Raw genomic sequence first — 13380 nt, forward strand, 5'->3', positions numbered from 1 at the left:
TGCGGGGCCCGTCGGGGATGGCGAGATTACTGCGTCAGGTCGTACAGCGTGACGTTGTCGACGGTGGTCGCGGTGAAGTTCTCGGTCACCCATGCCGAGATTTCGGCCGAGGAACCCGACTCCCTGCCGCCCATACCGCCGCCTCCGATGAAGTAGTGGATTCGGCCGTCGGCCACGTACTGCTGGAACTCGGCGAGGGTCGGCGACGGGTCGGTTCCGTTGAAGCCGCCCACGGGCATGACGGGATCCTCGGTGGCCAGTTGATAACCCGCCGCGGTGTTGGCACCGATGGCCGCCGCCACCCAGGTGTACGAACCGGCGTCCTGTTCGAGCATTGCGGTGACCTCGGCGGTCGGGGTGCTGCCCTCGAGCAGTCCACCCATACCGCCACCCATGCCGCCCATCTCGGCACCGCCCGGCAGCTGGCCGGCCTGACTCGGGAGTCCCGCCGGTGGCTGCATTCCGGCCGGCATCTGTGCACCGGGAGGCAGCTGCATTCCACCCGGCAGACCACCCTGCCCGCGCCGGCCCTCACCCATGCCGCCGAATCCGCGCATACCGGTGTTCGGCCCGGCGGACACGATCGATCCGGTGTGCGGGGTGCCGATCGTGTCCACCGCGTACGCCGTCGGCCCGGCCAGTCCGGCAAACATCACCGCGAGAATCGCGACCGCGGCGAGCCTGCCGCGAGTGAGCGCCGGAATCAGCAGAGCCACCACCGCCACCACACCGACGACCAGGATCGCCCACTTCAGCCACGGCACGAAGCTCGCGCTACGGCCGAGCAGCACCCACGCCAGTGCGACGGTCGACGCCGCCGCGAGCGCCATCGCGATCCGGACCCACAACCGCTGTCGTTCGCGCCAGACCATCACACTGCCGATACCCACGAGCGCAGCGACGGCAGGCGAGAGTGCGACCGTGTAATACGAGTGGAAGATGCCGGCCATGAAACTGAACGTCAGACCGGTGACGAGCAGCCATGCGCCCCACACGATCAGCGACGCGCGTTGCGCATCGGTGCGAGGGGCTTTGCCTCGCAACACCAGTCCCGTCACCAGCAACACCAATGCGGCAGGTACGAGCCAGGCGATCTGGCCGCCCTGGGAGGCGTCGAACATGCGGAGGATGCCGGTCTCGCCCCACATCGACCCGCCGCCGCCACCGACACCGCCCGGGGTGACGCTGCCGGTCTCGTTGCCACTGAGTCGGCCCAACCCGTTGTAGCCGAGAGTCAGTTCCAGAATCGAATTGTTCTGCGAGCCACCGACCCACGGCCGCGAGGATGCCGGCCAGAATTCGACGATCAGCAACCACCAACCGGCCGAGACGATCATGGCTCCGAGTGCGGCGAACAGTTGCAGCACTCGGGTGCCGAGTTTGGGCGGCCCGGCGATCAGGTACGTCAACGCCAGCGGCGGTACGACGAGCATCACCTGAAGCTGCTTGGTGAGAAAGCCGAATCCGACGAACATACCGGTGATCAACAGCCACTTGGTCTTTCCCGATTCGACGCCTCGCAACATGGACCAGACGGCGGCGATCATCAGCAGCACCAGCAACGCGTCGGGATTGTTGAACCGAAACATCAGTGCGGCAACGGGTGTCAGCGCCAGCACCAGTCCGGCGAGCAGCCCGGCGGCCGCACCGAATCGGCGGACGACGACGGCTCGTAGCAGCGCAACGGAGGCGACTCCGAGGAGCGCCTGAGGCACCAGCATTGCCCAGGTGTTCAGACCGAACACCCGCACCGACAACGACATCAGCCACAGTGACATCGGCGGCTTGTCGACGGTGATGGAGTTGGCCGCGTCGGAGGACCCGAAGAAGAACGCCTTCCACGATACCGAACCTGCTTGTATCGCTGCGGAATAGAAGGAGTTGGCCCAACCCGAGGCACCGAGTCCCCAGATGTATGCCACGCCGGTGCCGATCAGCAGAGTGACCAACCCGAGAAGTTCCCACCGCCGGGAGGTCGCCGGCTCGGTCGGCGCGGCCGCGGACGGCCGTTCGATCGTCGTGGTCATCGGTTCTCCTCCAAAGGATCGGACACCGAAAGATCGGACACCGAAAGATCGGGCTCCGGATTACGGAAGACCCACCGCAGTGCGACGAATCGGCACACGGTGGCAACGAGATTGGCGACGACGAGAACGGCCAGTTCGATGTGCCGCGACACGTCCGGGGACCAGGCGTGCAGTATCGCGAGCGAGCCGCTCGTCATCAGCAGCGCGAAGCCGAAGATCGCCAGACCCTGCAGCTGATGCTTGCCCGCGCCCGCGGGCCCTCGGACGCCGAAAGTAAAGGCGCGGTTGGCCGCAGTGTTGAGTACGGCGGTGATCAGCAGTCCCGCGAAGTTCGCGGCCTGTGCCCCGATCATGGGATGCAGCACCAGATACAGCAGTGCGTAGGCCACGGTGCTCGCGACACCGATGATGCCGAATCGCACCAGCTGGCCGATCATTCCGTGCGGTACACCGGCCACCAGCGGCTCCCGTCCCAGGCTTCGACGCAGTTCGGCGACGGGGAGCACTCCGGTCGCAAGGGCACGACCGACGCGCCAGCATCCCTGCAGATCCTTGACGGCGGTATCGAGGAGGTGGACGCTGCTGTCGGGGTCGTCGACCCAATCGACCGGCACCTCGTGAATCCGTAGGCCGACCTTCTCGGCGATGACGAGCAGTTCGGTGTCGAAGAACCATCCGGTGTCTTCGACGAGTGGAAGCAGTTGTCGAGCAACATCGGTGCGCATCGCCTTGAACCCGCACTGAGCGTCGGAGAAGCGGGCGCGCAGCGAGGTGCGCAGGATGAGATTGTAACTGCGCGAGATCAATTCACGTTTCACTCCGCGAACGACCCGGGACGACCGGTTCAGCCGAGAACCGATAGCGAGGTCCGAGTGACCCGACAGCAGTGGAGCGACGAGCGGCATGAGGGCGTTGAGGTCGGTGGACAGATCGACATCCATGTAGGCAACGACGTCGGCGTCGGACGCGAGCCACACCGCTTTGAGCGCCCGCCCACGTCCCTTCTCGTCGAGGTGATGAACCCGAACTCCGTCGATCTCGTCGGCGAGCCGATGCGCCACCGCGAGGGTGCCGTCGGTACTTGCGTTGTCGGCGATGGTGATCCGCGACCGAAACGGGATCCTTTCCTCGAGATGCTCGTGCAGTCGACGAATGCACTGCTCGAGATCCGCCTCTTCGTTGTACACCGGGATGACCACCTCGAGCGTGGCCGTTGCGTTCGAGCCGGGCCGGTGGCCTGCTGCTCGGGCGAGGTAGTTCGTTGTCATGAGGCAACACTCGCGTGTGCAGCTGGACCCACCCTGCGACCAACCTGGCAATCACCTGGGAGGACAGGAGCGCAGCCTGCGGAGTGACCAAGAGGCACAGCTCGTAGGGCATTCTGTTCCCATGGCTTCTATTTTCAGCAAGATCATCGCAGGTGAGATTCCCGGACGGTTCGTCTGGCAGGACGACGACGTCGTCGCGTTTCTGACGATTGCCCCCGTCACTCAGGGACACACGTTGGTGGTTCCGCGTGAGGAGATCGATCAGTGGCAGGACGTCGACGGTGCCGTGTTCGCCAAGATCACTGCCGTCGCGCAGATCATCGGTCAGGCTGTCAGGACGGCGTTCGACGCGCCCAGGGCCGGGCTGTTGATCGCCGGTCTCGAGGTGCCGCACCTGCATCTGCACGTGTTTCCGGCGTACGAAATGGGCAATTTCGATATCTCCGGTGCGGATCCGAACCCGTCCGCGGAGTCACAGGACGAGGCTGCCGACAAGCTTCGAGCAGCGCTACGCCACCTCGGGCACGAGGCTCACGTCCCTAACTGATGCGCCTTGCTCAGCGCAGAGGTGCCAGTAGCCGTCGACGCGTTCGAAGCTGCGTCGATACCGCGTCGGATCGGTTGTCCGGGTCGTAACCCGGTCCGATGTCGGTATCGATGTCGCGTGGGCCGGGTGCGACGCCACACTCGGGGCACAGTCCGAGCGGTCCCAGATCTGTCCCGCAGGTCGCATGCAGAAAACGCCGACGTGTGCCCGTGGGCTTCGGGTTCTGTTCCTCGCCCCAGTAGCTCAGGGCGTAGACGGCCGGCCACAGTCCTTCGAGGGCGTGCGTCGGGACGTAGTCGTCGTGGCCGCCGCCGTGGGCTCGGGCTTGCCGGTCGAGCAATCCGGCGTCGACCAGGGTGCCGAGCCGTTGAGCCAGGACTGCCTTGGAAATGTCGAGGTGGACCTGGAAGTCGCCGAAGCGTCGGACCCCGAAGAAGCTGTCGCGCACGATGAGCATGGTCCAGCGCTCGCCGACGAGTTCGAGCGCGCGGGCCAAGGGGCAGTCCTGGCGGGCGTAGTCGGTTCCGAGTGCCATGCGCCGATCGTACAGTCTGTTGACCGAACCAAGTTGGCCGTTTACAGTTCGATCACCAGACCAGAGAGACGACGATGACCGACACTGCACCCACGCCCGCCGGCACCACGAACGGCACCCGCGCACTGGCCGTCGCCGCATCGGGCACCTTGTTGACGCTGATGGCGTTCACCGCTCCGCTCGCGACGATCAACAGCACCGCGCTGGACCTGATGTCGGACGCAGCGGGACGGACCTGGATTCTGAGCTCGATGAGCATCGGTCTCGCCGCCGCGTTGCTCACCACCGGCACCGTCGCAGACGACTTCGGCCGTCGCCGCACGTTCGTACTCGGAGCAGTCGTTCTGGCCGTCGGCGCAATCGTTTGTGCCGTCTCTCCCAACACCCTCATCTTCGTGCTGGCCCGCATCCTGCAGGGCCTCGGCGGCGCGGCGGTCGTCGCATCGAGCCTCGGCATCATCGCGCACACTCACCCCGCCGGGCCGGTGCGCGCCAAGGCCAGCGGAGTCTGGGGTGCCAGCGTGGGGGCCGGTATCGCGCTCGGACCGCTACTCGCCGCGCTCCTCGACCGGTGGGCCAGCTGGCGTGAGGCGTATGTGGTCCTCGCGATCGCCACTCTCGTGCTCGCCGTCGTCGCGCAGCTGCGCGTCGAAGAATCCATGTCCGACGCCCCGCGCGGCCTCGATCCGGTCGGCGCGGTGCTGTTGGCCACGGGCATCGGCGCACTGCTGGCCGCGCTGGTCGAGGGACGGCAGGGGTGGACCGCCGTGACTCCCATCGTGTTGTTCGTTCTCGCCGCCCTCCTGCTGCTGGCCTTCGTCGCGCTCGAATTACGCAGTGCGAGCCCGATGCTCGATCTCATGTTGTTTCGGCATCCACCGTTTCTCGCCGCCACGGTCGCCGCCCTGGCCACGGGCGGCGGGATCATCGCACTGATGTCGTACATGGCCGGGTTCGTGGGCACCGCTCTGGGCATCGATGCGCTCGGGGCAGCGATTCTGCTGTTCGCGTGGTCTGCGACCTCGGTCGTCACCGCCCTGCTGGCTCGGCGAATCCCGGCCGCCGTCAGCGGCCGCACCCAGCTCGCCGCGGGCCTGATCGGAGTGGCAGTGGGCATGGTGATGTTGACGGGCCTCGCCGCGGACGCCGACTGGCCTCGGCTGCTGCCGGGACTGCTCGTGGCGGGCGTCGCCAGTGGCGTCCTCAACGCCGCGCTGGGACGCGAGGCCGTGGCCAGCGTCCCGCCCGGACGCGGCGGTATGGGCAGCGGGGCCAACAACACCGCGCGCTACGTCGGATCCGCTATCGGGGTCACCGTCGTTGCGGTGGTTGCCGTGCCTGCCGGCGATCATGCCGCGGCAGCTCTGATCACGGGCTGGAACACCGCGGCTCTGCTCACCGCGGCCATTTCACTCGTCGGAGCTGCGGTCGTGGCGATGTCACGCACCCGGCGGTAGCGAATACTCCTGCTCGGGACGACCGGTCGATCCGTACCGCAGTTGCATTCGCAACCGACCCTTGGACACCAGGGTGGCCAGATACCGCTGGGCCGTCGCTCGCGAAATGCCGATGGCCGCAGCAACTTCTCCGGCCGACATCGGCTCAGCCGTTCCGCGCACCGCGTCGAGCACCAGGTCGCGGGTGACCGACTGCGAGGCCGGTAACGGAGCCGCAGCGCGCGGGCGGAGGGCGTCGAGCCCACCGTCGATGTCCGCCTGAGTCAGTTCGTCCGTGCGGTCGAGCGCGCCGCGGTATGCGAGATATCCGGTGAGGCGATCGACCAGCGCCGAGCGTGGAAACGGCTTGATCAGATACGTCCATGCGCCCGCGGTCATCGCCGAGCGCACCGTGTGCTGATCCGCAGCAGCGGAGAGCACCACCGCGTCACACGGCAGCTCTCGCACCAGATCGATACCGGATCCGTCCGGCAGATACACGTCCACCAGTGCCAGGTCGAACGACTGTGTCGTCAGCAGCTCGCGTGCCTGGGCAATACTCGTCGCCACTGCGGCCACTTCGTACTGGTCGAGCGAATTCACCAGTGCCGCATGCAGATCTGCGACCCGGAAGTCGTCGTCGACGACGAGAACTCTCATTGCGTCACCTCTTCGATCACTAGTGCGTCGGGAATCGAGGCGATGAACACTGCGCCTCCGCGATCGTTGTCGGCCGTGATCTGCCCGCCGGCATCGGCCAACGTCACTTCGCCGCCTCGGGTTCGCGCGATCTGTCGGCTCAGTGCCAATCCCACACCTCGGCCACCCGGCGTATCCGCCGTCGACTTGGTCGAGACTCCCTCGACGAACACCTGCTCGGGCGCCAACGCAACGCCGTCACCCGAATCGACGACGACGATATGCAATGTCGAATCCTCCTGCACCAGCTCGACTTCCACTTCGGCAGGTCGACGTGCACCGAGCCGTGCTGCGTCGATGGCGTTGTCGATCAGGTTGCCCAGCACGGTGGTGACATCCACAGGTCCGACCAGTTCTCCACCGACCCAGGTGTTCTCCCCCAACACCAGTCGCACGCCACTCTCGCGCGCGTGTGCCGCCTTGGCCGTGAGGAAGGAACGTAGGTAGGCGTCGGAGACCGCATCGATGCCCTCGACCGCCTCCGATCTCGGTCCGACACCGAGAATCTCGTCGATGTACTCCGACGCCCGATCGGGGTGGCCCTCGTGCAGCAGCCCACTGACCAGATGCATCCGGTTCGCGAACTCGTGTCGCTGGGCGCGCAGCACCGCGGACATCGACTGCACCGCGTCGAGTTGACGCGTCAGCGCCTCCACGTCCGTTCGATCGCGCACGGTGAGTACCGTCCCCAGATCTCGATTGTCACGCAACACCTTTCGCGCCGCCGCGATAACGACGACCTCGTCGACGGCCGCGAGTACCGGCTCGCCCGTCGGCATCTCGATGACCTCGAGCAATCTGGGTGTCAGACCGATGTCCTCCACGCGCATTCCCGGCTTCCCCTCGATCGAGAGCAAGGCGCGCGCCTCGTCGTTGACGACGGTGACGATGCCGTCCGAATCGACGGCCACCACGCCTTCGCCGATGCCGTGCAGCACCGCCTCCTGCTCGCGCACGAGCTCGGCGAGTTCCTCGGGTTCGAGGCCCAGGGTCAGCCGCTTCCACCTGCGCGCCAACAGGATCGAGCCCAGCACACCCAACAGCAGGACTGCTCCGGTGACCAGTGCGCCGTTGATCAGATCCTTCACCAGCTCGGTTCGCACTGCCGTCGTGGAGATTCCGACGCTCACTTCGCCGATCACGACGTCTGCCGAGCCCGGAGCCAGGATGGGCACTTTGGCACGGACGGAGTCGCCCAGCGTGCCGCGTTGGGATTCGACGACCTCGTTGCCCGCCAATGCGCCGGACGGATCGGTACTCACCCGTTGCCCCAGGACGGTCGGATCCGGATGCGCCAGGCGCAGTCCCCGGTCGTCGGTGATGACGACGAACAGAGCATCGGTGCGCTCCCGGGCGCTTTCGCCCGTCCGTTGCAGTGCACCGCCTGCCAGCACTCCCGCCGGCGCAGCATCGGTGCCCGCGGTGTCCGCGGCCGAGAACTGCCCCACGAGCGAACGCACCTCGGGGTCGGAGGCTACGGTCCGCGCGACCGCGAGTGCCCGCTCGCCGTACTCCTCGCTGGCCTGTTCGCCGCTACTGATCGCGAATACTCCGAACGCCACTGCCAGCGCCACCGCAACCAACGCGGCCTGCAGCAGCAGCACTTGAGTCCTCAATCGCACCAGCCAAGGCTAGAGCGAGAGCTGCTCGAGCACAATGCGCAAAAGGCTCTTTACGTTGCTTGCGCGGGTAGTGCGCACAACGGCGAACATGTGATGCCGGTTACGTAACTTCAGTCACAACACGTAGTCCAACCGGACCCACCTCACACATTTCGAGAAGGAGTGCACGATGTTGGTGATACTCGGCTTCCTCATGGTAGCCGCCTTCATGTTCTTGATCTTGACCAAGAGAGCCACGCCCGTCGTCGCACTCACCCTCGTCCCCGTCATCTTCGGTCTGCTGGCCGGCGCGGGACTCGGCATCGGTGACATGATCACCGACGGCATCAAGTCCCTCGCTCCCACCGCGGCCCTGCTGTTCTTCGCCATCATCTTCTTCGGAATCATGATCGACGTCGGACTGTTCGACCCACTGGTGCGCGGCATCCTGCGTGTCGTACGCAACGACCCGATGAAACTTGTTGTCGGAACGGCCATTCTGGCCATGGTCGTCTCGCTCGACGGCGACGGCTCGACCACCTTCATCATCGTCACGTCCGCACTGCTGCCGCTCTACCTGAAACTCGGTGTCAGCCCGGTCATTCTGACGGTCGTCGCCGGACTCGCCAACGGCACGATGAACATCATCCCGTGGGGCGGCCCGACGGTTCGCGCTGCGTCAGCTCTGGGAATCTCCCCGTCCGACGTGTTCGTTCCGATGGTTCCGTCGATGATCGTCGGCCTGATCATCGTGCTGCTCTTCGCCGTTCACCTCGGCATCATGGAGCGTCGACGCATCGGCAAGCTGATCTACGAACCCGAACTTGTTTCCTCGGGCGGCGGCGGAAGCATCCGTAACGGCGGCAAGGGAACCGGCGGAGCGGGAACCGGCGGATCGGACGGCTCCGGCGAATCGGGTCAGTTCTTCGACGGTCTCGACCCCAATCGCGACACGCTGCGCCCGAAGTTGCTGTGGTTCAACGCTGCTCTGACGGTCGTTCTCCTCGTCATCCTGGTCATGGACATTCTTCCCATCCCGGTGCTGTTCATGATCGCTGCCTCGATCGCGCTGACTGTCAACTTCCCGAAGGTCAAGGAGCAGGGCGACGCGATCGCTCGGCACTCGTCCTCCATCGTCTCCGTCGTCGCCATGGTGCTCGCCGCGGCAATCCTGACGGGTGTCTTCCAGGGCACCGGCATGGTCGAGGCCATGGCCGAGTGGCTGCTCAACGTCATCCCGCCCGGCATGGGCCCGTACCTGGCCGTCATCACCGGCATCCTGAGCATCCCGCTGACGTTCTTCATGACCAACGACGCGTTCTACTTCGGCATCCTGCCGGTGCTCACCGAGACCGCCGAGAAGTACGGCATCGACCCGGTCGAGATGGCCCGTGCCTCGATCACCGGTCAGCCCGTCCACCTGCAGAGCCCGCTGGTTCCGGCCATCCTGCTGCTGGTGACCCTGGCCGGAGTCTCGCTGGCCGATCACCACAAGAAGGTGTTGTGGCGAGCGGTGGTCGTCTCCCTCGCAATGCTGGCGGTCGGCATCGTCCTCGGTCAGATTCCGTTCGGCTGATCCCTCACCCCCACCTTCCTGAAGGAGACACCGTCATGACTGTTGGCGTACTGCACAACAATTCACCCGAGGGCCGCGCAGCACTCGCGGCCGCCGTTCGAGAAGCTCGGATCAGAGAGACCGATCTGGTCGTCCTGCACGCATTGTCGGGATCGGCCGAGCCGTCCGCCGAGGCAGGCGAAACCGCTGCGGTCTCCACCTCAGTAGAGACCGCCTTGGCCGACATCGACAGCGCCGAGGCCGTGGCCTGGACCGTGGCGGTGGGTCGCCCCGATCCCGACGCCGTGAACACTCTGCTGACTCTGGTGGAGGAGCAGAAGTCCGAGATCCTCGTCGTCGGCTCCCGGCACCGCTCGGCAGTCGGCAAGTTCCTGATGGGACAGACGATTCAGCGCCTGCTGCTCGAAATTCCGGTTCCGGTTCTACTGGTCAAGTCCGGAGCGTGAATGTTGCCGACAAGGTGACGACCGTAGCGCGGCACAGCCTCCGATGGATCGGCCTCGCGGCCGTATCCGTCGGGGGCTGGGCCCTTTTCGCGAGTCTGGGCCTCACCGCGCCGTCGCTGTTCGCCGCACTCGTCGTCGCCGTGGTGTTCGCATTGACCGGGTTGGGTCCGGCCGCGGTCCCCCGTCCCGCGTCCATGGCAGCGCAGGGCACGCTGGCGGTGACGATCGGACTCATGCTCGACACCGACACCCTCGCTGCACTGGGAGAGAACTGGCTTCCCGCGGTCACCGTCGGGTTGGCAACCCTGATCGTCAGTGCCGGCTGCGGCGCTCTGCTGGCACTGCACCGCGACGTCGATCCGGTGACCGGAGCATTGTCTCTGATTGCCGGTGGCGCAACAGGTCTGGTGTCGGTCGCCCGCGAGCTCGGCGGCGACGAGCGCATCGTCGCCGTGGTCCAGTATCTCCGCGTGGCGTTGGTGGTCGTCACGATGCCGTTGATCGTCACCTTCGCTTTTCACACCGACACCGGTGGCACGTCCGGTACCGACGAGGCGTCGACGACACCGTGGTACATCGGCACGGCCTTTCTGATCGGTGCCGTCGTCGTCGGAATCCTGCTCGCGAAGGCGATCCGACTCCCCGCCCCCGCCACGCTCGGACCGCTGATCGTCGCCGGAGCCTGCGAGCTACTCGGCTGGCCCGTAGACATCTCCGTCCCGGAAGTCCTACTGCCGTTGGCGTTCATCGTCATCGGATGGCAAGCGGGACTTGCCTTCACCGTCGCCAGCCTGCGGGCCATCGGACGCATCTTCCCGTGGGCCGCGCTGCTCGTACTCACGATCGGCCTGATCTGCGCACTCCTGGGCTGGGCGCTGTCCGCCGTCACCGGAGTCAGCATGTTGACCGGTTATCTCGCGACGACGCCCGGCGGACTCGCCGCAGTGCTCGCTGTGTCCGCGACGACGGGATCTGACGTCACGTTCGTCGCCTGCGTTCAGGTGATCCGGCTGGTGTCGATGCTCGTGGCCGCGCCCCTCGCTGCTGCCGCGTACACCAAGATCGCCGAACGCAAGAAGGATCGGTCCATGGCCGGGTGAGCAGATCAGTCTGCGGCCCTGGGTAATTCGACCCGGAACGTGGCACCCGCGCCGGGAGTACTTCGCACGTCCACGGTCCCGTTGTGGGCGGTAACCAGGGCTGCGACTATGGACAGGCCGAGCCCACTGCCCCCGCTCTCACGGGTCCGGGACGAGTCGGTGCGATAGAACCGCTCGAAGACGTGAGCCGCCTCCTCCTCGCCCAGACCGGGGCCGGTGTCTTGCACCTCGAGCACCACCGACTCCTCGGTGGTGCCCACGCACACCGTGATCGACGCGGACTCGGGCGTGTGCCGCACTGCGTTCCCCACGAGGTTGGCCAACACCTGACGCAGCCGGGCATCGTCGCCGGCGACCTCCGGAATACCTGGTCCTGCCGATACCTTCAACGAGATGTCGCGTGCGGGCGAGACGGCTTTCGCATCGTGCACGGCATCGGCGGCGATGGTCAGCACGTCGACCCGACGTACCTCGAGGGGACGCTGGGCATCGAGTCGCGCGAGCATGAGCAGATCCTCGACGAGCAGTCCCATGCGCGCCGATTCGCCCTCGATCCGCGTCATCAACAATGCGATGTCGCTCATAGCCCCCTGCCGGTACAGCTCGGCGAATCCCCGGATGGTCGTCAGCGGAGTCCGCAGTTCGTGGCTGGCGTCGGCGACGAACCGGCGCATCCGATCCTCGGACGCCCGCGCCGCTTCTTCCGAGGCGGCGGTCGCTGCGAACGCCCGCTGTATCTGCGAGAGCATTCCGTTCAATGCCGCCGACAGTCGACCGACTTCCGTTCTCTCGCTGCGGTGGGGCACCCGCCGGTGCAGATCGCCTGCGGCAATCGCAGCTGCCGTCGTCTCCACCTCACGCAACGGCCGCAAGCTGCGCCGCACCACGAAGTAGGCCACGACACCCAACACCACCAATACCGCTGCCCCGATGTACAACTGGAGCACCATCAGTCGGCTGACGGTCTGCTGGTTGGGACCGAGCGGTATACCCACCGTGGTGGATCCGTCACTGTTGGTCACCGTCAACACGCGCCACTGTTTCCCTGGGTCGCTCTCGGAGCCGACCGTCGTCGGGCGATCGGCGGTGACACCGGAGAGATCCGGAACACTTTCTGCCACATCGTTGATGGGACCCCGTACGGTGCCATCGTTCGCCACGGACCGGACGTAGAAATTCGACGGCGGGCGACCGGGATTGGGCTCGCCGATGGGTGGAAGTGGGCGGGAGTCCGGTTGCGCCCACCCCCGAGATGCCTCGACCAACTGCTGATCGAGGCGACGCATCAACGACGTCTCCAACGAGGACGTCACCGCGACACCCGATGCCAGCAGTCCGAGCCCGACCAACAGCAGCAGGGCCGCAACCAGAGTGAAGCGCAGCGGGATGTCCCCCAGCCGTGAGCGGAGGCCGGTCACCGCGGCTGCCGCATGACGTAGCCGACGCCCCGCAACGTGTGGATCAATCGGGTATCGCCCGTGTCGACCTTACGACGCAGATACGACACGTACGACTCCACCACTCCCACCTCACCGCCGAAGTCGTAGTGCCACACGTGATCCAGAATGCGGGGCTTGCTCAGCACTGTTCCGGCATTGACCATGAAGTACCGCAGCAGTGTGAACTCGGTCGGCGAGAGCGAGACCGGCTCGCCTGCCTTCCACACCTCGTGGGTGTCGTCGTCGAGTTCGATGTCCGCGAACGCAACTCGGGACGATTCGGTCTCCTCGGTCCGACCGGACCGGCGCAGAATCACCCGGAGCCGAGCCACCACTTCCTCGAGGCTGAACGGCTTGGTGACGTAGTCGTCCGCGCCGAGCGTCAGACCGGTCACCTTGTCTTCCACGGAATCTCGCGCCGTCAGGAACAACGCCGGAGCATCCACTCCGTCTGCGCGCAGCCTGCGCAGCAGACCGAAGCCGTCCATGCCCGGCATCATTACGTCGAGGATCAGTGCCTCGGGCCGAAAGGTACGCGACTTGTCCAGGGCCTCGGGGCCGGAGGACGCCGTCGCGACCTCGAATCCCTGGAACTTGAGACTGACCGCCAACAGCTCGACGATGGTCGGTTCGTCGTCGACGATCAGTACACGCGCTTCGGGGGTTTCGCTCACGGTGTCCATCATCGCGCGCGTTGCTGCTCGTC

The 13380-nt window shown here is 66.0% G+C and carries 12 protein-coding genes; 5 read left to right on the plus strand and 7 right to left on the minus strand.

All coding sequences use genetic code 11. The features are described 5' to 3' along the window. Positions 1-26: 26 nt before the first annotated feature. Entirely contained in the window at positions 27-2027 is a 2001-nt protein-coding gene (locus tag J2X62_RS04085; RefSeq protein ID WP_204846651.1) for a glycosyltransferase family 39 protein, read from the minus strand. After that, the gene (locus tag J2X62_RS04090) at positions 2024-3295 is read right to left on the minus strand and encodes a bifunctional glycosyltransferase family 2/GtrA family protein (RefSeq protein WP_310177745.1); all 1272 of its coding nucleotides are present in this window, start codon (positions 3293-3295) and stop codon (positions 2024-2026) included. Before J2X62_RS04090 ends, J2X62_RS04085 begins: the two co-directional genes overlap by 4 nt. Before the next feature lie 121 nt (positions 3296-3416). Between J2X62_RS04090 and J2X62_RS04095 the strand changes: the two genes are divergently transcribed. Continuing rightward, complete coding sequence (locus J2X62_RS04095; protein WP_094621579.1) at positions 3417-3842, plus strand: HIT family protein; 426 nt, start codon at positions 3417-3419, stop codon at positions 3840-3842. A 10-nt stretch (positions 3843-3852) separates the two neighbouring features. Here the strand turns inward: J2X62_RS04095 and J2X62_RS04100 are convergent, their stop codons facing one another. After that, on the minus strand, positions 3853-4377 hold the full coding sequence (locus J2X62_RS04100) for a helix-turn-helix domain-containing protein (protein ID WP_032367528.1): 525 nt from the start codon (positions 4375-4377) through the stop codon (positions 3853-3855). Between the two features lie 74 nt (positions 4378-4451). Between J2X62_RS04100 and J2X62_RS04105 the strand changes: the two genes are divergently transcribed. Beyond that, on the plus strand, positions 4452-5834 hold the full coding sequence (locus J2X62_RS04105) for an MFS transporter (RefSeq protein ID WP_204858384.1): 1383 nt from the start codon (positions 4452-4454) through the stop codon (positions 5832-5834). Here the strand turns inward: J2X62_RS04105 and J2X62_RS04110 are convergent. Next, positions 5817-6473 (minus strand): response regulator, encoded by a 657-nt coding sequence (locus tag J2X62_RS04110; protein ID WP_032367526.1) that lies wholly within the window; start codon positions 6471-6473, stop codon positions 5817-5819. The genes J2X62_RS04105 and J2X62_RS04110 overlap by 18 nt on opposite strands. Further along, positions 6470-8134 (minus strand): sensor histidine kinase, encoded by a 1665-nt coding sequence (locus tag J2X62_RS04115; protein WP_032367525.1) that lies wholly within the window; start codon positions 8132-8134, stop codon positions 6470-6472. The genes J2X62_RS04110 and J2X62_RS04115 overlap by 4 nt, the downstream gene beginning before the upstream one ends. A 169-nt stretch (positions 8135-8303) precedes the next feature. Between J2X62_RS04115 and J2X62_RS04120 the strand changes: the two genes are divergently transcribed. The 3 genes from J2X62_RS04120 to J2X62_RS04130 are packed head-to-tail and all read left to right on the plus strand — an operon-like array spanning position 8304 to position 11235. After that, positions 8304-9689: a CitMHS family transporter gene (locus J2X62_RS04120; protein ID WP_032367524.1), complete on the plus strand. Its 1386-nt coding sequence runs from the start codon at positions 8304-8306 to the stop codon at positions 9687-9689. A 35-nt stretch (positions 9690-9724) separates the two neighbouring features. Beyond that, entirely contained in the window at positions 9725-10135 is a 411-nt protein-coding gene (locus J2X62_RS04125) for a universal stress protein (RefSeq protein WP_094621576.1), read from the plus strand. Then, positions 10132-11235 carry an AbrB family transcriptional regulator gene (locus J2X62_RS04130; RefSeq protein ID WP_310177755.1) on the plus strand — a complete coding sequence of 368 codons (1104 nt, stop codon included), beginning with the start codon at positions 10132-10134 and terminating at the stop codon, positions 11233-11235. The genes J2X62_RS04125 and J2X62_RS04130 overlap by 4 nt, the downstream gene beginning before the upstream one ends. A 5-nt stretch (positions 11236-11240) precedes the next feature. Here J2X62_RS04130 and J2X62_RS04135 read toward each other — a convergent pair whose 3' ends face one another. Both J2X62_RS04135 and J2X62_RS04140 read right to left on the minus strand, forming a co-directional pair. Beyond that, positions 11241-12653 carry a HAMP domain-containing sensor histidine kinase gene (locus J2X62_RS04135; protein ID WP_032381603.1) on the minus strand — a complete coding sequence of 471 codons (1413 nt, stop codon included), beginning with the start codon at positions 12651-12653 and terminating at the stop codon, positions 11241-11243. Further along, the gene (locus tag J2X62_RS04140) at positions 12650-13357 is read right to left on the minus strand and encodes a response regulator transcription factor (RefSeq protein ID WP_027495789.1); all 708 of its coding nucleotides are present in this window, start codon (positions 13355-13357) and stop codon (positions 12650-12652) included. Before J2X62_RS04140 ends, J2X62_RS04135 begins: the two co-directional genes overlap by 4 nt. Positions 13358-13380: the final 23 nt, after the last annotated feature.

Source organism: Rhodococcus sp. 3258 (assembly GCF_031456475.1).
Classification (GTDB): Bacteria; Actinomycetota; Actinomycetes; order Mycobacteriales; family Mycobacteriaceae; genus Rhodococcoides; species Rhodococcoides fascians.